We start from the raw sequence: 17,152 nt of genomic DNA on the forward strand, positions 1-17,152 counted from the left end.
ACCAGAAGCCGCCCCCGCTGATATTCGGAATGCGCCAGCTTATGCCGTTTTTCCTTCGGCTACGCGCGCGTTCGACAGGGTGCGCAGATAAGCTGTGAGCAAAAATGCAGCAATCGTCAAACCGAGCACCAGCCCGATCCAGAAGCCGGCTGCCGCCATCCCTTGCCACAGCCCGAGCAGGCAGCCGACCGGCAGGGCGAAGACCCAGAAGGCGAACAGCTGGATCAGCATCGGCCCGCGCGTGACCTTGTAGCCGCGAATCGCGCAAGCCGCTGCCACCTGGGTGGCGTCGGACAGCTGGAACAGTGCCGCGAACAGCAGCAGGGTGACGCAGGTGGCCTGCACCGCCAGGTCGTTGGTGTAGGCGGCGGCGATCTGGTGCCGGAACAGCGCGATGAAGGCCGCCGACAACACGGCGAACGCCAGCGACATGCCCATGCCGACCCAGGACGCGGCGCGGGCGCGGCGCGCGTCGCCTTCGCCCATGGCCTGGCCGACGCGCGTCACCATGCCAATGCCCAGGCTAAGCGGCACCATGAACACCAGCGAGGCGAAGTTCAGTGCGATCTGGTGCGCCGACTGCTCCACCACGCCAAAGCGCGCCACCAGCAAGGCCACCGCGCCAAAGGCGCTCACCTCGGCGAAGTAGGTCACGCCGATCGGCAGGCCAAGCTGCAGCATGGGGCGGATTTCCGGCCAGTGCGGCCACTCCCAATGCGTGAACGGGTAGGTGCTGCGGTAGGCAGGCGCGATGCGCATCCACAGCAGCATGGCGCCCAGCATCAGCCACATGCTGATGCCGGTGGAGACAGCGCAGCCCACGCCGCCCATTTCCGGGAAACCGAACTTGCCGAAAATGAGCAGCCAGTTGACCAGCACGTTGAAGGCCAGCCCGAGCAGGGCGATCACCATCACCGGCTTGGTCTGGTTGATGCTGGTGCTGTAGCCGTACAGTGCGCGGTAGCAGGCAAACGGCGGCAGGCCAATGCTGATGAAATGCACGAACAGCGAGGCGCGCCGGTTCACTTCCGGCGCCAGCTGCAGGTGGTCGAACAACAGCGTGGCCAGGTTGGCCAGCAGCGCCGCCACCAGGCCCACGCCCAGGCCTTTCCACAAGCCCTGGCGCACCAGGTGCGGAATGCGCTCGGTGCTGCCGGCGCCCACTTCGTGCGCAACCAGGGTGTTCATGGCCATCATGGTGCCGACCACGGTCACCACCACGATGGACCAGATGGCGGCGCCGGTCGATACGGCGGCCAGTTCGGCGGCGTTGGTATGGCCGGTCATGGCCACGTCCGCCACCGCCATGCCGACGGTGGCCAGTTGCCCGATCAGTACCGGCCAGGCCAATTTCCACAATGCTGTTGCTTCAAGGCGTAAATTGGCGGGCGATAGGCTGTTCGGCATGTGTTGTGCAGTAGGAATTTGTTACAAGGTAATGTAGTCTAACGCCCTTTGCGCCGCGTTGAAGACGCAAGGCTTGTTCGATTACGGAGATATATTGATGAAGAATACCCTGACTGCCGCCTTCCTGCTGGCGTCCACCCTGTTGGGCCAGGCTGCCACGGCCGGCGAACTGCACCTGTTCTCGCGCGAAGACTTCCGCGGCCAGCGCGTGGTGATAGCCGATGGCGCGGCCAACAACTTCGTCGACTTTGGCTTCAATGACCGCGCCTCCAGCCTGGTGGTGCGCTCCGGCACCTGGGAACTGTGCGAGCATAAGAACTTCCAGGGCCATTGCGCCGTGTTCGAGCGCGGCGAGTACCCGGATCTGCGCCGCTTCAACAACAACTTCTCGTCCGCGCGCGAGATCGAGCGCCGCCACGAGCGGGGCAACGGCCACGGCTACGGCCGCGACGAGCGCGACGAGCGCTGGCGCGATGAACGACGCGAAGAGCGCCGCGAGGAACGCCGCTACGAGCGCGAACGCGGCGATGCGGTGGAACTGTTCAATGACCACAATATGCGCGGTCGTCGCGTCGGCATCAGCCGCGACATCCGCACCTTGCGCGAAGTCGGCTTCAACGACAACGCCAACTCCATGGTGATCAACTACGGCACCTGGGAAATCTGCGAGCACAATGACTTCGGCGGCCAGTGCCGCGTGTACGGCCCGGGCCGTTACCAGGACCTGCAGGACTTCACCGACCGTATCACCTCGCTGCGTCGCATCCGCTGATTTCTGCTACGCTATGCTCTCCTGTATCGGGAGGGCATAGCGTGGAATACAAGGATTACTACGCAACGCTGGGCGTCGCCAAGAGCGCCAGCGATGAGGAAATCAAAAAGGCTTACCGCAAGCTGGTGCGCAAGTACCATCCAGACGTCAGCAAGGAAGCCGACGCCGATGCGCGCACCAAGGAGCTGAATGAAGCGTACGGTGTGCTGGGCGATGCCGAAAAGCGCGCCGCCTACGATTCGCTGGGCAGCGGCCAGTACCGCGCCGGGCAGGAGTTCCGCCCGCCGCCGGACTGGGGCGGCGGCTTCCAAGGCGGCAGCGCCGACGACTTCTTCGCCGACCTGTTCGCCCATGTGGGCGGCCAGCGCGGGCGCCGCCAGGGTTTCCGCGCGCGCGGCGAAGACATTCACGCCGTGCTCGAAATCAGCCTGCAGGACGCCTACCAGGGCGCGCAGCGCGACATCACGCTGGGGCGCCAGCGCAACCTCAAAGTCAATATTCCGCGCGGCGTGACCGCCGGCCAGCAGCTGCGCCTGAGCGGCCAGGGCCAGCCCGGCATGCAGGGCGGCGAGGCGGGCGACCTGTACCTGGAGATCGCCTTCCAGGCCGATGCGCGTTACCGCGTGGACGGGCGCGACGTGGTGCAGACCGTGCCGATCCCGCCCTGGGTCGCGGCGCTGGGCGGCGATCGCGAAGTGGCCACGCCGTCCGGCCGTGTGACCGTCACGGTGCCGCCCAATTCGCAGGGCGGGCGCAAGCTGCGCCTGAAGGGACGCGGCATCCCCGCCGCCGGTGCCAACAGCGCCGCGGGCGACCTTTACCTGTTACTGGAAATTTTCGCGCCGCCGGCGGATACGCCCGCACGGCGCGCCCTTTATGAGCAGATGCAACGCGAAATGGGAGGGTGAACAATGTCCAATGAAGAAATTGTCGAGGCAGTGCCGCTCGAACACCAGGCGCTGACGCTGGACGAACTGGCGCGGGCCTGCGCCGTCGAGCCGGAATGGGTGATACGGCATGTGGAGAGCGGCATCCTGCTCGGGAGCGGCAGGGTGGAAAGCCTGCAATTCACCAGCGTGGATCTGCGGCGGGCGCGCCGCCTGGTCCAGCTGGAACGCGATTTCGATGCGGATGCCGATTTGGCGGCGCTGGTGGTCGACCTGTGCGATGAAGTGCGTCGCTTGAGGTCGCGCCTGGGCGCCGCCGGGCCAGCCTAGCGGCTGGCCGCCTGCTTAGCGCTGCTGGTCGCGGCCGCCGCGCTCACTGCCGCGGTCGCTACGTTGGCCGCCAACGTCGTCTTCCAGGTCGTCGAGACCACCCTGGCGCTCACCCTTGCCGACGTCGCTCTGCTTATTGCCACGTTCCTGGTCCGATTGCTGGTTACCCTGCTTGTCGCCTTGCTTCTGGTTGCCTTGGCCTGGCTGGCCGGTCTGGCCTGCCTGGTTGCGCCAATCGTCCGACTGTTCCGTATCCTTACGTGGTGCCATGATCGCTCTCCTTATCTGGTTGAAGCGGAGTCCATCCTAGGCCGATGCGATGGCACTGCCTGTAGGCGCACGCCGCGCCCGCCTGTAGGAATTTTTAGAAGGCATCGTGCGGCAGTGTATGGTCGAGCTGGATGAATTGCTGGCGCAGCCATTTGCCGGCTGGCCCCAGCTCATCGTCGCCGCGATGGATGACGAACAGGGGGTACTCCAGCTCATGGCCTTCCTGGGTGCGCAGGCGCAGCAGCCGACCCTCTGCCATATCGCGCCGGATGGTGTGTTCGGGCATATTGCCCCAGCCCAGGCCGCCCACCAGCAGCGCATGCTTGGAACCCAGGTCGCCCAGGCGCCAGTCGCGCAAGCCGGTCACGCCGAAATCGCGCCCCTCGGTCAGTGGGCTGCGGTCGGTCACGACCAGCTGCAGGTGCTCGCGCAGCACGGCAGTCGGAATCGGCGCCGCTTCTTGCGCCAGCGCATGCAGGGGCGAACAGACCGGCATCATCTTCACGAAGCCGGCGGCGTGGCGCTCGATATTGGCCGGCACATTGGCCGCCATGCCGGCCACGCCCAGCTGGCAACGGCGGTCCGCCACCATTTGCGCCACGGCGCCCAGCGCCTCGGTATGCAGGCGCAGCGCCACGGTCGGGAATTCGCGCTGGAACTGCTCCAGGGTGCGCACCAGCAGGCAGGTCGGGAACATCACATCGACCACGATGGACAGCTCCGCCTCCAGCCCCTGGCCCAGGGCCCGGGCGCGCGAGCGCATGCTGTCCACCTTGCTGGCCACGGCGCGCGCATCGGCCAGCAGGGCTTTGCCGGCCTCGGTCAAGCTGGGCTTGCGCGTGCTGCGGTCGAGCAGGGCGATATTCAGCTGCTCCTCCAGGTTGGCAATGGTGTAGCTGATCACCGACTGGGTACGGTGCAGGGCGCGCGCGGCGTGGGCAAAGCCGCCATGGTCGATAACGGCAATGAAAACGCGCAACTGGTCGAGGGTGGGAAGGCCGGGATCTCGCATAATCTATAAAATCGATAATTTCTATTCAGATAAAGCCTATTTCATCGATAATAAACTGGTTCTATGATGGCAGCAATCACCAACTCTTCTGGAGCACCATCATGGCAAACGTTCTCTACATCAACAGCAGTGTGCGCAACGCCGGTTCGCTGTCCCGCCAGTTGTCGGCCGAATTCATCGCCAAGTGGAAAGCCGCCAACCCGGCCGACACCGTGGTCGAACGCGACCTGGCCAGCAATCCCGTGCCGCACCTGACCGAACAGATGATGGGCGCCTTCTTCACCCCGGCCGAGCAGCGCAATGCCGAGCAAGCCCATATCGTGAAAGTGTCGGACACCCTGGTTGACGAGCTGTTTGCCGCCGACGTGATCGTGATCGGCGCGCCGATGTACAACTTCTCCGTGCCATCTTCGCTCAAGGCCTGGATCGACCACGTGGCGCGTGCCGGCCGCACCTTCCAGTATGGCGCCAACGGCCCGGAAGGCCTGCTGAAAGGGAAGAAGGTGTATGTGTTCACCGCCAGCGGTGGCGTCTACAGCGAAGGCGCAGCGGCCGCCTACGACCACCTGACCACCTTCCTGCGCACCGTGCTGGGCTTCCTGGGCCTGACCGACGTGCAGTTCATCCGCGCCGAAGGCGTGGCCATGGGCGAGCAGGCGGTGGCCGACACCGTGGCCAAGGGCCGCAAGTCGATCGACGAGCTGATCGCCGCTTGACCTGTAACTGAACAGTTGAGCAGGGGCTGGTATGATGGTGCGATGAAACGTCGCTACCACCTGCTCATCATCGATCCGCAGAATGATTTCTGCGACCTGCCACCGCCGGCCGCGCCGGCCCTGCCTGTACCGGGCGCCCACCAGGACATGCTGCGCCTGGCGCGCCTGGTCGACCAGGGCGGCGCCGGCCTGACGGATATCACTGTCACGCTGGACTCGCACCACCGTTACGACGTGGCGCACCCGACCTTCTGGCGCACTGCCGACGGTGCCGCGCCCGGCCCCTTCACCCAGATTGCCGCCGCCGATGTGCGGGCAGGGCGCTACCTGCCGCGCGACGCGAGCGCCTTGCCGCGCGTGCTGTCCTACCTCGACACGCTGGAGGCGGCCGGCCGTTACCAGCTGATGGTATGGCCGGTGCACTGCGAGATCGGCAGCTGGGGCCACAATGTGCACGACGCCGTGCGCGCCGCCTACAACGCCTGGGAAGAGCAGCGCCACGCCGTGGTGGCCAAGGTCGGCAAAGGCGCCAACCCGTGGACCGAGCATTATTCCGCCGTGATGGCCGAAGTGCCCGACCCGGCCGACCCGGCCTCGCAGCTGAACCGCGAACTGATCGCCAGCCTGGCGCAAGCCGATACCATCTACATCACCGGCGAAGCGGGCAGCCACTGCGTCAAGGCCACCACCGAGCATATCGCCGACCAGATCGACCCGCGCAAGCTGGTGCTGGTCACCGACTGCATGAGCCCTGTCACCGGTTTCGAAGCGCAATACCTGGCGTTCGCGCAAGCGATGCAGCGGCGCGGCGCGCGCCTGGCGACATCGGCTGACGTACTGCAGGAACTGCTGGCCAACGCGGAGCACTGAACCATGATCCCAGTCGTCCGCAGCCTGCTTGAAACCGACCTGTACAAGTTCACCATGTGGCAGGCGCTGTTGCACGCCAACCCGAGCGCCCATGCCGAATACGAATTCGTCTGCCGCAACCAGACCGCCTTCCCGCTGGCGGAGCTAAAGGAAGAAGTCGAGGCCCAGCTGGACCACCTGTGCAGCATGTCCTTCAGCGAGGACGAGCTGGACTACCTGCGTTCACTGCGCTACATCAAGAGCGACTTTGTCGACTTCCTCGCCTTGTTCCGCTTCCAGCGCAAGTTCATTGACGTGCGCGCGGAGGGTGAAACCCTGCAGATCCACGCCGCCGGCCCGCAAGTACACGTGATGGCGTTCGAGATTTTCGTACTCTACATCGTCAACGAATTGTATTTCCGCCGCGTCGGATCGGCCGAGGCATTGGAAGAAGGGCGCCGTCGCCTGGGCCACAAGATCGCGCAACTCAAGGAATTCGGTGCTACGCCCGCGCTGCGCCATCCCTTCGATTTCTCCGACTTCGGCCTGCGCCGCCGCTACTCGGCCGCCTGGCATGATGAAGTGGTGGAGCGCCTGGCGCGCGAGGTGCCGCAATTCTTCAAGGGCACCTCCAACGTCTATATCGCCAAGAAGTACGGCCTGATCCCGATCGGCACCATGGCGCATGAGTACATGCAGTCGTTCCAGGCCTTCGGCGTGCGGCTGCGCGACTTCCAGAAAGCCTCGCTGGAGGCGTGGGTGCAGGAGTATCGCGGCGACCTGGGTATCGCCCTGACCGACGTGGTGGGCATGGATGCCTTCCTCAACGATTTCGACCTGTATTTCGCCAAGCTGTTCGACGGCCTGCGCCACGATTCCGGCGACCCGTTCGTGTGGGGCGACAAGGCCATTGCGCATTACGCGGCGCTGCGCATTGACGCCAACACCAAGCGCCTGGTGTTTTCCGACGGGCTCGATTTCGACAAGGCCTTCGCCCTGTACCGCCACTTCGGCGGCCGCATCATGGTCGGCTTCGGCATCGGCACCTGGCTCACCAATGATGTCGGCATCAAGCCGTTGAATATCGTGATGAAACTGATCCGCTGCAACGGCCAGTCGGTGGCCAAGCTGTCGGATTCGCCCGGCAAGACCCTGTGCAAGGACGAGACTTTCCTGGCCTACCTGCGCCAGGTGTTCAACCACCAGCTATCCTGAGCAAAAACCAACACTCTCCCGGCATGTAACCAAGTTGTCATGCGACGCTGATAATTTGGTGGACCCTGTCAGGAGAGTCCCATGCGGCGCTTCGTTCCAAGGCTCCATATTGCAATCATCAGCACCTGCGAGAAGACGGCGTTCGCCCTGGCCGAGCGCATTTACGAGCACGGGCAGCTGGCGCACATATTCGCCAACGCCAAAGACCTGTGCGAACGGGCCGAATTGCAGGCACTCGACATTGTCTTCTTTGATCGCCGCAGTTCTGGCTTTGCAATGAGCCTGAGCGCCGTGCGTACGCTGATCCGGGACGCTTCCGGCTATGCCATGTTGTGCGGCTTTGGCGTCGGGTGCGGAATCACGCCGATCGGACTGGACTACTCCTACGACTCGGCCATTTCCGATGGCGATCTCAGCAGTCTGCTGGCCGATGCGATGGCCGGGCTGGAGGACGATGTTTTCAGCCCGCTGCCGGGCTATGCCAGTTATGCCTGCTGACGTAGCTTATGCTTCCTGCGCGCCGAAACGGGCCATGATGCGGTCGGCCTGCTCGCGCTGGATGTCGTCGTAGACGTCCACCGACAGCAGGGCGGCCGGGCGGTCCGGCTTATCGGTGTGATCGACATCGTCCGGCGTCAGCGAATCCATGATGTTCTGCACGGCGGAGGCGGTGGTGCTGATGGCGCGCGCCTGGTGCAGGTTCAGTTGCACGGCCGAGTTGCTGAAGCCTTCGGCCAGCAGGGCGCTGCGCGCGCCCTCGGCGTCCGCCACCTGGCGGAAATTGCGGTAAATAGTATTTGCCATAATGGTTCTCCTCTTGGAATGATTGTCGCGTAAGGCGCGGGCAGGCGGCGCGCGCTTACTTCGCTTTGACCTTGCGCGACGACCAGTGCAGGTGCACGATCAGCCAGCCGTCGCCGTGCTTTTCCAGCACGGCGGTTTCCAGCCCGATCGCATGCACGGGCGCATCCTGGTAACTACCCGTGGTTTCCGTTTCGCGCATGACGATGGCGGTGCTGCCTTCGCGTTGTTCGGCATGGCGCAGCAGGCGCGCTTGCGTCTTGCGCAGGAAGTCGATATCGCCGTCCAGGTGGTGCGCGGCGTATTCGTCGCGGCTGCGCTCAACATAGCCGGATTCAAAAATCTGGACCTTGGGGCTGAGCAGGGCCAGCGCCTGTTCGCGCTTGCCCTCGGCCAGCGCGCGCTGGAAGGCATCCATGGTTTCGGTCGGGGTGGCGGCCAAGGCGGGCAGGCCGGCAACGGCCAGCAGCAGGCAGGCGAGGGCGCGCATGGCCATCAGTTGCCGAAACCGGCGACGACGTTGTCGGTATGCTCGACCTTGGGCGTGCCGGCGAAATACTGGCCAACCAGGCTGCGCCAGGTCTGGAAGTCTTCGCTGCCACGGAAATCGACGGTATGGTTTTCCAGCGTTTCCCAGGCCACCACCAGGTGGTAAGTATTGGCGCGCTCAATGACGCGCTCCAGGCGCATGGATTTGCAGCCTTTGGCGCGCTGGAACAGCGGCACCGCTTGCTGCACCGCCGCTTCGAACGCGGCTCCTTGGCCGTCCTTGATTTCAAACTCCGCCAGCTCATGAATCATCGGGACATTCCTTTCGCAAAGTAATGCCCCGATTGTGCCTGATATGGATCAGAAGCGGTAGCGGGCGGTGACGCGCACATTGCGCGGTGCGCCCGGCATGTTCAGCAGTTTGCTCGAGCCGTGGCCGGAGACGATGTACTCGCGGTCGAACAGGTTGTTCACGTTCAGCTGTACGTCGTAAGCGGCGGTGCGGTAGGCCAGCATGGCATCGACCAGGGTGTAGCCGGCCAGGGTGGTGGTGTTGCCGGTGTTGGCAAAACGGTCGCCCTGGTAGTTCAGGCCGGCGCCGGTGAACCAGCCGCTGCCCAGCGCCTTGTTCAGCCACAGGCTGGCGCTGCGTTTCGGCGTCAGGGTAGGGCGCTTGCCCTGTACCTGCTGGCCGTCGTCGCGCGCGATGGACTTGGTGATTTCCGCATCCAGCAGCGCCAGGCCGGAAACCACTTGCCAGCCCTGGCCCAGGTCACCGTTAAAGGTCAGCTCCAGGCCGTCGGTGCGCTGGGTGCCGACCGGCACCAGCACATTGGTCACCGGGTCGCTGCTCTTGATGCCGGTGCGCTCCAGGCGGAACAGGGACGCGCCCAGGGTGGCTTTGCCGTCCAGCAGGTCGAGCTTGGCGCCCACCTCCTGGTTGGTGGTGCGTTCCGGATCGATGGCGGCGTTGTTGGCAGCCAGCGCGAAGGTCTCGCCCGACGGCTGGAACGATTTGCTGAACGACGCATAGTAGGATTGCGTGCCGCTTGGCTGGTACACTAGGCCGGCGCGCGGGCTCCAGGCGCGGTCGGTGCGGTCCAGGTTCCTCTGGCCCGCGCGGCGTTCGCGCGTCTCCTGGCTGAAATCATCGTAACGCACACCGGCCAGCATTTTCCACTGCGGCGTGAGCGTGGCCAGGTCCTGGACGTAGACGCTCTTGTTTTTCAGGATGCCCATATTATCGGTGCCCGCTGCGGCGTTGGCGGCCAGCGCCAGCACCGGCAGCACCGGCTTGAAGAGGTTCACCGTGGCGACATTGGCCTGCGAGCGGTTCACCTGATCCTTGTCCTGCTTGCCGATTTCCACGCCGTACAGCAGCTGGTGCTGCATGCCGAAGAAGTCCGCGCGCTGGGTCAACTCGGTCTGGTTGAAGTAGCCGTCTTCCTCGCGGCGTACATTACCGTGGGTAAGCGAGGCGGTTTGCGCCGCTTCGTTGACGCTGCCGACCAGGGTGTTGTTGCGGTTCAGGGAGTAGTCATAGCGGCGGAAGGCGTTGCGCAGCGACCAGTTGGCGTTCAGGCGGTGGTCCAGCGCCACGGCCAGCGCTTTCACGCGCGACTGGCTGAAGTCCACATCGCGCGCGTTGGCGGCGCCAAAGTAGGTGCCCGGCGCCACATCGACCGGCGCGCCTTTATAGGATGGGATGCCGAAGTCGGTCAGGCGGCGATCCGCCAGGTACTCCGCCTGCACCAGCAGGGAGGTATCGGCGTTCAGCTTCCACAGCAGGGAAGGCGCGAAGGCCTCGCGCTCCAGGAACTGCTGGTCGCGGTAGCCGTCCGCATCTTCCTTGGCGCCGGTGACGCGGAACGCCACGCCCTGCTCGGGCAGGTTGCGCGCCACATCGAACTCGCCGCGCTTGCGGCTCCAGCTGCCGACAGTCGCGCTGAGCTCGGTCTTGTCGATGCCTGGTTTTTTGCTGATGCGGTTGATCATGCCGCCGGATGAGCCGCGCCCGTACAGCACCGAGGCGGGGCCCTTGATCACTTCCACCTGCTCGATATTGGACAGGTCGCGGAAGTAGAGCGCATCGTCGCGCATGCCGTCAATGAACTGGTCGGCAATCGCGGTAAAGCCGCGAATGGTCACCTGGTCGCGCTGGCCGTCGCCGTGCGACAGGCCCACGCCGGGAACGCCTTTCATCACGTCTTCCATCGAGCCTGCGCCCAGGTCGCGCAGCAGTTCCTGCGGAATCACATTCACGGTCTGCGGAATATCGCGCAGCGGCGCATCAATCTTGGTGGCGCTGCTGGCGCTGGATGGGTTGTAGCCGGAGTCGCGCGCCGCGTTCACGGTCACGGCAGGCAGGGTGGTTTCATCGGCCAAAGCGGGGAGGGCGGCGAACTGCGGCAACGCCAGCGCTACCGCGAGCGCCAGCGGGGATTGGTTCAACTTCATGGTTTTTTCCTGAGGTGGTGGCTGGCTGGCGACCTCCTGGCAGGAACGGATGGCTGGCTAGATGAGAATTACTCGCATCTGCAATTATGCGCCCGCTTTATGGATTGCACAACAGAATTCACCTTTCGCTGCGTTTTACCGCGCTGCCCTGGCCTTGCTGCGCCTCGCCCTGGCGGTACTCCGGCCCGGTCTGGAAACCGTGCTCGCGCTCGCCCTCGTCGACGCCGCCGGACAGCAGGTCGTCGGTGCGCCCGGCCGACTGCTCGTTGCCGGCCGGCGTAGAGGGCGAATTGGTGTTTTTGCGCTGGCCGGTGCTGCCGGCGCCCCAGGTACCAATGCTGCTGGTGCCGTGTTGGGTTTGCTGCTCCAGGCTGCGGCCTTTGTTGATTGTGGACATGATCTCCTCCATAGCGCCAGGACTGATAGTCCATTGTAGGCACGAAAAGCGGAATGTCCTAGTTCTCAGCGTACTTGCGCAGCAGCTGGTTGAAACGCTTGTTGCCGTCGCCGCCCAGCCAGTTCCACATGGCTTCCACTTCGCTGCGGTGGGCCTCGTAGTAACGCCGGTTGGTGGCGAACCAGATGTAGGACTTCACGATCGGCTTATCGAGCCGGATGATTTCGCCCTTGAAACGGGTGGCCACAAAATTATCCAGATCCGACGCTGTCACCAGGGGCACGACGAAGGCATCGATACGGCCCAGGCGCAGCTTTTCGAAACTGCTCGGCACCGTGATCGCGCCGTGGTCGATCACCGCGCCGGCCTGCTCGAGGATGGGGCCGTAGGTCGAGCCATGCAGGATGCCGACGCGCTGGCCGCGCATCATCTGCAAAGGATCGGTGGCGCGGGTATAGCCGTCTTTAATGCGCACGAAGGCCGCGACAAATAGCGTAGCGGCACGCTTGGTATCCGGCTTGCCTTGCGCATCGCGCGGCAGCACCATGCCGGCCTGGCCGTCGGCGGAAATATCGACGGTGGTAAAGTCGGCCGAGCCGCTGCTGACGGCGCTGCGCAGGCGCATGACTGGCAAGCGCACAAAATTCACCGCGCAACCGGCGCTGGCCGCAAATTCACGCACCAGCTCCACCGTCGCACCGGGAGGATTGGCCACCTCCGCGCCGTTGCCCAGCCAATAGGGCGGGCGGTGCTGGTCTGGGTAAGCAAAACGGAATGCACCGCAGGCCGCCAGTGCGTGACTGGCCGACAGGGAAAGGCAAGCGGCGGCGAGAAGCGTTTTCCATTTCATAACCGCACTATTTTAAGCGAAGCTTGTTGAGCGCCGCCAATAGTTATCAAGAAGATACTTGAACGATTAGATAGCTCGTTGCAGGGAATCGCCGCGCCGGTCATTGGAGTGCCAGGGCAGCGATGCCACCGAGCGCACCCGAGTGGGAAAGCGCTCGGCAAAGGAGTGAATGAGCGATTGCGCCACACCGCAGATGGTGAGGTAGCTGAAGGCTGCGCCCCGGTCGAATGCCAGCGCGGTACGCACTGCCATGTCGAAACGCTCGGCCATGCTGGAATCGTGACGCCGCTCCTGGTGACTTCTCTGATCCACGCTGCCTCCCTTGAGCCAGCCTATATCTTAGGCGGTGGGAGAAGGGCCGGTCTGTGCGTCAGTCCACACGGCGCCGCGCAGGGCATCTTTCAATGCGGCGTTGTCGAGTGGATTGCCCCAGGTGTCGCCATGCACCAGGTTTTCCAGCGGCAGGCGTGCGCGCCAACCTTTTGCCTCCAGCTCCGGGCTAGGCAGGAATTCGCTGACGTAGCCGACACACAGGTAGGCGACCGGATAGACATTCTCCGGCAGCTTCAACGCCGCCGCCAGTTGCTGCTGGTCCAGGATGCTGACCCAACCGACACCGATCCCCTCCGCGCGCGCGGCCAGCCACAGGTTCTGTACCGCCAGGCACACGCTGAACAAATCCATCTCGACGATCGAATTGCGGCCCAACACGTGCGGGCCGCCGCGTGTGCGGTCGCAGGTGATGCACAGGTTCAACGGGCTTTCCAGGATGCCCTCCAGTTTCAGGCGCTTGTACAGCGTGGCCTGGTCGCCGCCATAATTTTCGGCCGCCCGTTCGTTCTCGCGGGTGAAGATGGCATGCACTTCCTGCCGCACTGCGCGGCTTTCGATGACGAGGAAGTCCCACGGCTGCATAAAGCCGACCGACGGCGCGTGGTGCGCCGCCTGCAGCAAGCGCGCCAGCACGTCGGCTGGCACCGCATCGGGCAGGAACTGGGAACGAACATCGCGCCGCTCGCGGATGGCGCGGTACAGGCCTTGTCGTTCGGCGGGGGAGAAGCTGTTGTCGGCGGCGGTCATCGTAAGCAGGCAGTGTGATTAGGGCCGACATTCTAACTCTTGTGACGATCTGAGAGTTTTGTCGCGCTTTGTCCGAAATAGAATGCGAACCAGTCGGCACGCCGTGCCGTCGCACCGTAAGGATCCGCATGCAGCGTAAATTTGCTTTCGTACTTCTGTTGGCCATTGCTGGCTCCACCGTGGCCGCGGCACCCAAACCAGCCCCCAAGTACAGCACCCGCGATGAATACCGCGCCTGTCTCGATGAGAAAGATCAAATCGATCAAGCCCGCGCCGACTTCGATACCCAACTCGCCGAGTTGGAAACGAAGCAGAAGCAGTATGAGGCGGATCGGCGGGCGCACGGGACTGCGGTCAATAGCCAGATGAAGATAAACTTTGCGGATGAGAAAAGTGAGGCGCTGCGGCTTCGTTCCATTCAGTTGAATGAGGCCAGCCAAAAGCTGAATGCCGTATCAAAAGAATTCGGCGCGAAGATTGAGGGGCATAACCTGCGCTGTGCCGGCATGGTGGTGAGTGTGCCTGATCGCGATGCAGTGCATAAGGAACGCGCGAAGCAGGGCAAGAAGTCTTAATTTGAAGGAGTCGCCGGTTCAGTTCGTGCTACTGAACCGCGACGGTAGTCATGCGATGGCCGCCTGCCAGAGTCAAAGCTGCGGCTATAAACAAGCAATTACTTCGCTTGCGCCGCTTCTTCGATCAGCTTGGCGACGGCCGCGGGGTGCGAGGTCATCACGACGTGGGAGGCGCCGGCCACCTTGATGGTTTTGCGCGACTTGGCGCGGTCGGCCATGAAGCCCAGCGCTGCGGCAGGAATGTTCTTGTCGGCCGTTCCGTAGATGAAGTAAGACGGCAGGTTCTTCCATGCTGGCGCGCCGGCAGCTTCGGTCAGGGCTGCTTCTGCGATCGGCCGCTGACCCATCGCCATGAGTTCAGCCTGCGCTTTCGGTACGTCGGCGGCAAATTGCTGGTGGAATTTGTCTTGCTGGATGTAGAAATCTTTGCCGCCGTTGGCCAGGGCAACCGGTTCGGCCAGGGCGCCGCCCAACGTGCCGCCGGGATAGCGGCCAGACAGTTCCAGCGCTGTTTCGCCCTGGTCCGGCGCGAAAGCGGCCACATACACCAGACTCTTGACGTTGGCCAGGCCGTTTGCTGCAGCGGAAATCACCGCGCCGCCGTAGGAGTGGCCGACCAGTACCACTGGCCCTTTGACGCTCTTGACGATATTGGCCACCGCGCTTGCGTCGCCTTGGACGCTACGTAGCGGATTGGCCGCGCCGATGACGTTGTAGCCGTCGCCGCGCAGCTTGGCGGCCACGCCGTTCCAACTGGCGGAGTCGGCGAAGGCGCCATGCACGAGGATGACGGTTGGCTTGATATCGGCCGCGCGCGCAATATCGAGCGGCGCCGCAGCGCTACCGATGAGCGCGAGGGTGAGGGCGAAGGTGTTGATGGTTTTCATTTCGATTAATGTAGTCGTAGAGTGACGTGCTTCAGATAAGTGCGGAGATCACTTGGCGAGAATGACGATGGGCTGGTTTTTTTCGACCACATACGTCGCCAGCTCCGAACACACCTCGGTGCCTACGTTCTTTGCGGAATGTTTGGCGCCGGCGGGGATGAACAACGATTCGCCGGCTTGCAGGCGGATGGTTTTTCCTTCCAGTTCGTACTCGATGCTGCCGCTCAGGACATAGGCGATTTCAACGCCAGGGTGCGAGTGCATGGGGAATGAAGCGCCTGGCTTGAAATCGACACGTACCTGAATTGCCTCGCGGTTAGCGTCGAAGGCGCTGCGCACGGTTTCGGTGCGGGCAATGCCCTTGGCGTCGAATTTCGGCGCCGCTGCTTGTGCCTGGACGCTGGCAGCCAGCAGCAGCGATGCCGCAGTCGCGGTGATCTTGTTAATCGAAATCATGAACTATCCTTGTTTGGGTTGAAGTGTTTACAATGCGTTTTGTGTGATGAGCCACTTGCGCTGACGCATGCGGCGCAAAGGCGTGCGACTGTTTTGTTACCCTGTCTTGACCTCTCTTTCTACCTGGAGCACGATCTTTGAGAAGTACCGCACCATCCGGCGCCATTCCTATCCGTATCCTCATCGTCGATGACCACCCGATGATGCGGGCCGGGCTGGCCGACATCATTTCCTGCCAGCCTGACATGTGCGTGGCAGGCGAGTTCGATGACGGTGCGCGCGCGCTGGAATCATTCGAAACCCTGCGGCCGGATGTCACCATCATGGACGTCGCGATGCCGGAGATGGACGGCGTGCTGGCGCTGGAGGCGATACTGCGCCTTAACAGCCGTGCCCGCGTGATCATGCTGACTGCCATGCAAGGCGACCACCAAATGCGACGGGCGCTTGAATTGGGTGCCGCCGGCTTCATGATGAAACGCAGTCTGCGCAAGGACCTGATCGATGCGATCCGGGAAGTCCACGCCGGAAGGCGCTGGATTCCTGCGGACGTGGCCTGTACGCTTGCCACACATATGGGCCAAAAGAACCTGAGCGACAGGGAAATCGAAGTGCTGCGCAGTGCCGCCGCCGGGAACTCCAATAAATGCATCGGAGGCCAACTGGGGATCGCCGAGGACACGGTGAAAGCGCACTTTCGGACCATCCTTACCAAGCTCACTGCGCGTGACCGCACCCACGCGGTTGCGATCGCAATCAAGCGCGGCATCCTTACCCTTTGATGAATGCCAGCAGGTCGTGGTTGACCTGATCCTTATGGGTATCGGTCAGCCCGTGCGGAGCGCCCGGGTAAACCAGGAGCTTGGCGTGCTTGACGATGGCCGCTGCGGCACGTGCGGACGCGCCGATCGGCACGATCTGGTCGTCATCGCCATGAATGATCAGGGTCGGCTTGTCGAACTTGCGCAGGTCGTCGCGGAAGTCGGTCTCTGAAAACGCTTTGATCGAGTCGTAAGTGTTCTTGTAGCCCGCCATCATGCCCTGCATCCACCAGGCGTCGATCAATCCTTGTGAAACCGCGGCGACCGGGCGGTTAAAGCCGAAGAACGGACCGGAGGCAATGTCTTTATAGAGTTGGGAGCGGTTGCTGCTGGAGCCGGCGCGGATGCCGTCGAATACTTCACGCGGCAGGCCATCCGGATTGTCCGGGGTCTTCAGCATCAGCGGCGGGACCGCCGACACCAGCACCAGCCCGGCGACGCGTTTGGTGCCATGGCGCCCGACGTAGCGGGCTACTTCACCGCCGCCAGTGGAAAAGCCGACCAGGACCGCATTTTCCAGATCGAGCGCCTCGATCAGTTGGGCCAGGTCATCGGCATAGTGGTCCATATCGTTGCCAAACCAGGGCTGGCTGGAACGTCCGTGGCCACGACGGTCGTGGGCAATGCAACGGTAGCCGCGATCCGCCAGGAATGCCATCTGCGACTCCCAGCTATCGGAGCTCAGCGGCCAGCCGTGGCTGAAGACGATCGGCTGACCATCCTTCGCCCCCCAATCCTTGTAGTACAACGCGACGCCATCGCGCGTGGTCAGGGTAGCGCCCTGGCGCGCTTGCGGCAGGCCTTGGGCCGGGCTGGTAGGGGTGCTCATGCTGGTCCTTTCTTCGGGTTCTTTGCGGTTGCGCATGGTTTGGCATGCAATG

Annotated in this window: 23 protein-coding genes; 9 read left to right on the forward strand and 14 right to left on the reverse strand. The window is 63.5% G+C overall.

Going from position 1 to position 17,152, the window contains the following annotated elements:
* Positions 1-39: 39 nt before the first annotated feature.
* The gene (locus tag GTP41_RS24860; RefSeq protein WP_161028288.1) at positions 40-1,407 is read right to left on the reverse strand and encodes an MATE family efflux transporter; all 1,368 of its coding nucleotides are present in this window, start codon (positions 1,405-1,407) and stop codon (positions 40-42) included.
* Between the two features lie 97 nt (positions 1,408-1,504).
* Between GTP41_RS24860 and GTP41_RS24865 the strand changes: the two genes are divergently transcribed.
* The 3 genes from GTP41_RS24865 to GTP41_RS24875 are packed head-to-tail and all read left to right on the forward strand — an operon-like array spanning position 1,505 to position 3,396.
* Positions 1,505-2,179 (forward strand): beta/gamma crystallin family protein, encoded by a 675-nt coding sequence (locus tag GTP41_RS24865; RefSeq protein ID WP_161028289.1) that lies wholly within the window; start codon positions 1,505-1,507, stop codon positions 2,177-2,179.
* Positions 2,180-2,220: 41 nt separating this feature from the next.
* A complete protein-coding gene (locus GTP41_RS24870; protein WP_161028290.1) occupies positions 2,221-3,087 on the forward strand; it encodes a DnaJ C-terminal domain-containing protein in 867 nt (288 codons plus the stop codon).
* Positions 3,088-3,090: 3 nt separating this feature from the next.
* Entirely contained in the window at positions 3,091-3,396 is a 306-nt protein-coding gene (locus GTP41_RS24875) for a chaperone modulator CbpM (RefSeq protein WP_161028291.1), read from the forward strand.
* Positions 3,397-3,411: 15 nt separating this feature from the next.
* Here GTP41_RS24875 and GTP41_RS24880 read toward each other — a convergent pair whose 3' ends face one another.
* Together GTP41_RS24880 and GTP41_RS24885 are read right to left on the reverse strand one after the other, a co-directional pair.
* A complete protein-coding gene (locus GTP41_RS24880; protein ID WP_161028292.1) occupies positions 3,412-3,666 on the reverse strand; it encodes a hypothetical protein in 255 nt (84 codons plus the stop codon).
* A 94-nt stretch (positions 3,667-3,760) separates the two neighbouring features.
* Positions 3,761-4,678, reverse strand: coding sequence for a LysR family transcriptional regulator (locus GTP41_RS24885; RefSeq protein ID WP_161028293.1), 918 nt, complete (start codon positions 4,676-4,678; stop codon positions 3,761-3,763).
* A 101-nt stretch (positions 4,679-4,779) separates the two neighbouring features.
* On the opposite strand from GTP41_RS24885, the gene GTP41_RS24890 reads away from it, so the two are divergent.
* From GTP41_RS24890 to GTP41_RS24905, 4 genes are all read left to right on the forward strand, one after another.
* Positions 4,780-5,394 carry an FMN-dependent NADH-azoreductase gene (locus tag GTP41_RS24890; RefSeq protein WP_161028294.1) on the forward strand — a complete coding sequence of 205 codons (615 nt, stop codon included), beginning with the start codon at positions 4,780-4,782 and terminating at the stop codon, positions 5,392-5,394.
* A 42-nt stretch (positions 5,395-5,436) separates the two neighbouring features.
* Positions 5,437-6,264: a cysteine hydrolase family protein gene (locus GTP41_RS24895; protein ID WP_161028295.1), complete on the forward strand. Its 828-nt coding sequence runs from the start codon at positions 5,437-5,439 to the stop codon at positions 6,262-6,264.
* 3 nt (positions 6,265-6,267) lie between these two features.
* Positions 6,268-7,458 carry a nicotinate phosphoribosyltransferase gene (pncB, locus tag GTP41_RS24900; RefSeq protein ID WP_161028296.1) on the forward strand — a complete coding sequence of 397 codons (1,191 nt, stop codon included), beginning with the start codon at positions 6,268-6,270 and terminating at the stop codon, positions 7,456-7,458.
* Between the two features lie 81 nt (positions 7,459-7,539).
* Positions 7,540-7,956 carry a hypothetical protein gene (locus GTP41_RS24905; RefSeq protein WP_161028297.1) on the forward strand — a complete coding sequence of 139 codons (417 nt, stop codon included), beginning with the start codon at positions 7,540-7,542 and terminating at the stop codon, positions 7,954-7,956.
* Positions 7,957-7,962: 6 nt separating this feature from the next.
* Here GTP41_RS24905 and GTP41_RS24910 read toward each other — a convergent pair whose 3' ends face one another.
* From GTP41_RS24910 to bluB, 8 genes are all read right to left on the reverse strand, one after another.
* A complete protein-coding gene (locus GTP41_RS24910) occupies positions 7,963-8,262 on the reverse strand; it encodes a hypothetical protein (RefSeq protein WP_161028298.1) in 300 nt (99 codons plus the stop codon).
* 55 nt (positions 8,263-8,317) lie between these two features.
* A complete protein-coding gene (locus GTP41_RS24915) occupies positions 8,318-8,749 on the reverse strand; it encodes a YybH family protein (RefSeq protein WP_161028299.1) in 432 nt (143 codons plus the stop codon).
* A gap of 5 nt (positions 8,750-8,754) precedes the next feature.
* A complete protein-coding gene (locus GTP41_RS24920) occupies positions 8,755-9,060 on the reverse strand; it encodes an antibiotic biosynthesis monooxygenase family protein (RefSeq protein WP_161028300.1) in 306 nt (101 codons plus the stop codon).
* A 48-nt stretch (positions 9,061-9,108) separates the two neighbouring features.
* Positions 9,109-11,205, reverse strand: a complete 2,097-nt coding sequence (locus GTP41_RS24925; protein ID WP_161028301.1) for a TonB-dependent receptor — start codon at positions 11,203-11,205, stop codon at positions 9,109-9,111.
* Between the two features lie 118 nt (positions 11,206-11,323).
* The gene (locus GTP41_RS24930; protein WP_161028302.1) at positions 11,324-11,602 is read right to left on the reverse strand and encodes a hypothetical protein; all 279 of its coding nucleotides are present in this window, start codon (positions 11,600-11,602) and stop codon (positions 11,324-11,326) included.
* Positions 11,603-11,660: 58 nt separating this feature from the next.
* The gene (locus GTP41_RS24935) at positions 11,661-12,452 is read right to left on the reverse strand and encodes a substrate-binding periplasmic protein (protein ID WP_161028303.1); all 792 of its coding nucleotides are present in this window, start codon (positions 12,450-12,452) and stop codon (positions 11,661-11,663) included.
* A 66-nt stretch (positions 12,453-12,518) separates the two neighbouring features.
* On the reverse strand, positions 12,519-12,764 hold the full coding sequence (locus GTP41_RS24940) for a hypothetical protein (RefSeq protein WP_161028304.1): 246 nt from the start codon (positions 12,762-12,764) through the stop codon (positions 12,519-12,521).
* Positions 12,765-12,791: 27 nt separating this feature from the next.
* Positions 12,792-13,532 carry a 5,6-dimethylbenzimidazole synthase gene (gene bluB / locus GTP41_RS24945; RefSeq protein ID WP_161028305.1) on the reverse strand — a complete coding sequence of 247 codons (741 nt, stop codon included), beginning with the start codon at positions 13,530-13,532 and terminating at the stop codon, positions 12,792-12,794.
* A gap of 128 nt (positions 13,533-13,660) precedes the next feature.
* Here bluB and GTP41_RS24950 point away from each other — a divergent pair, with 128 nt between their 5' ends.
* Positions 13,661-14,107 carry a hypothetical protein gene (locus tag GTP41_RS24950; RefSeq protein ID WP_161028306.1) on the forward strand — a complete coding sequence of 149 codons (447 nt, stop codon included), beginning with the start codon at positions 13,661-13,663 and terminating at the stop codon, positions 14,105-14,107.
* Between the two features lie 98 nt (positions 14,108-14,205).
* On the opposite strand, the gene GTP41_RS24955 is transcribed toward GTP41_RS24950, so the two are convergent.
* Positions 14,206-14,994 carry an alpha/beta fold hydrolase gene (locus tag GTP41_RS24955; protein ID WP_202419876.1) on the reverse strand — a complete coding sequence of 263 codons (789 nt, stop codon included), beginning with the start codon at positions 14,992-14,994 and terminating at the stop codon, positions 14,206-14,208.
* A gap of 48 nt (positions 14,995-15,042) precedes the next feature.
* Positions 15,043-15,450 carry a cupin domain-containing protein gene (locus GTP41_RS24960; RefSeq protein ID WP_161028307.1) on the reverse strand — a complete coding sequence of 136 codons (408 nt, stop codon included), beginning with the start codon at positions 15,448-15,450 and terminating at the stop codon, positions 15,043-15,045.
* Positions 15,451-15,587: 137 nt separating this feature from the next.
* Between GTP41_RS24960 and GTP41_RS24965 the strand changes: the two genes are divergently transcribed.
* Complete coding sequence (locus tag GTP41_RS24965) at positions 15,588-16,232, forward strand: response regulator (RefSeq protein WP_229503060.1); 645 nt, start codon at positions 15,588-15,590, stop codon at positions 16,230-16,232.
* Here GTP41_RS24965 and GTP41_RS24970 read toward each other — a convergent pair.
* Complete coding sequence (locus GTP41_RS24970; RefSeq protein ID WP_229503061.1) at positions 16,222-17,100, reverse strand: alpha/beta fold hydrolase; 879 nt, start codon at positions 17,098-17,100, stop codon at positions 16,222-16,224. The two genes, GTP41_RS24965 and GTP41_RS24970, sit on opposite strands and share 11 nt — an antisense overlap.
* Between the last annotated feature and the right edge of the window lie 52 nt (positions 17,101-17,152).

Source organism: Pseudoduganella guangdongensis, from assembly GCF_009857475.1.
Taxonomy (GTDB): domain Bacteria; phylum Pseudomonadota; class Gammaproteobacteria; order Burkholderiales; family Burkholderiaceae_D; genus Rugamonas; species Rugamonas guangdongensis.

What these genes read in the sequence shown, in the direction of transcription:
- GTP41_RS24970 (WP_229503061.1), bottom strand. Translation starts at nt 17,100, where the DNA reads ATGAGCACCCCTACCAGCCCGGCCCAAGGCCTGCCGCAAGCGCGCCAG.
- bluB (WP_161028305.1), bottom strand. Translation starts at nt 13,532, where the DNA reads ATGACCGCCGCCGACAACAGCTTCTCCCCCGCCGAACGACAAGGCCTG.
- GTP41_RS24895 (WP_161028295.1), top strand. Translation starts at nt 5,437, where the DNA reads ATGAAACGTCGCTACCACCTGCTCATCATCGATCCGCAGAATGATTTC.
- GTP41_RS24920 (WP_161028300.1), bottom strand. Translation starts at nt 9,060, where the DNA reads ATGATTCATGAGCTGGCGGAGTTTGAAATCAAGGACGGCCAAGGAGCC.
- pncB (WP_161028296.1), top strand. Translation starts at nt 6,268, where the DNA reads ATGATCCCAGTCGTCCGCAGCCTGCTTGAAACCGACCTGTACAAGTTC.
- GTP41_RS24950 (WP_161028306.1), top strand. Translation starts at nt 13,661, where the DNA reads ATGCAGCGTAAATTTGCTTTCGTACTTCTGTTGGCCATTGCTGGCTCC.
- GTP41_RS24925 (WP_161028301.1), bottom strand. Translation starts at nt 11,205, where the DNA reads ATGAAGTTGAACCAATCCCCGCTGGCGCTCGCGGTAGCGCTGGCGTTG.
- GTP41_RS24860 (WP_161028288.1), bottom strand. Translation starts at nt 1,407, where the DNA reads ATGCCGAACAGCCTATCGCCCGCCAATTTACGCCTTGAAGCAACAGCA.
- GTP41_RS24865 (WP_161028289.1), top strand. Translation starts at nt 1,505, where the DNA reads ATGAAGAATACCCTGACTGCCGCCTTCCTGCTGGCGTCCACCCTGTTG.
- GTP41_RS24955 (WP_202419876.1), bottom strand. Translation starts at nt 14,994, where the DNA reads ATGAAAACCATCAACACCTTCGCCCTCACCCTCGCGCTCATCGGTAGC.
- GTP41_RS24890 (WP_161028294.1), top strand. Translation starts at nt 4,780, where the DNA reads ATGGCAAACGTTCTCTACATCAACAGCAGTGTGCGCAACGCCGGTTCG.
- GTP41_RS24875 (WP_161028291.1), top strand. Translation starts at nt 3,091, where the DNA reads ATGTCCAATGAAGAAATTGTCGAGGCAGTGCCGCTCGAACACCAGGCG.
- GTP41_RS24915 (WP_161028299.1), bottom strand. Translation starts at nt 8,749, where the DNA reads ATGCGCGCCCTCGCCTGCCTGCTGCTGGCCGTTGCCGGCCTGCCCGCC.
- GTP41_RS24905 (WP_161028297.1), top strand. Translation starts at nt 7,540, where the DNA reads ATGCGGCGCTTCGTTCCAAGGCTCCATATTGCAATCATCAGCACCTGC.
- GTP41_RS24930 (WP_161028302.1), bottom strand. Translation starts at nt 11,602, where the DNA reads ATGTCCACAATCAACAAAGGCCGCAGCCTGGAGCAGCAAACCCAACAC.
- GTP41_RS24885 (WP_161028293.1), bottom strand. Translation starts at nt 4,678, where the DNA reads ATGCGAGATCCCGGCCTTCCCACCCTCGACCAGTTGCGCGTTTTCATT.
- GTP41_RS24910 (WP_161028298.1), bottom strand. Translation starts at nt 8,262, where the DNA reads ATGGCAAATACTATTTACCGCAATTTCCGCCAGGTGGCGGACGCCGAG.
- GTP41_RS24880 (WP_161028292.1), bottom strand. Translation starts at nt 3,666, where the DNA reads ATGGCACCACGTAAGGATACGGAACAGTCGGACGATTGGCGCAACCAG.
- GTP41_RS24960 (WP_161028307.1), bottom strand. Translation starts at nt 15,450, where the DNA reads ATGATTTCGATTAACAAGATCACCGCGACTGCGGCATCGCTGCTGCTG.
- GTP41_RS24935 (WP_161028303.1), bottom strand. Translation starts at nt 12,452, where the DNA reads ATGAAATGGAAAACGCTTCTCGCCGCCGCTTGCCTTTCCCTGTCGGCC.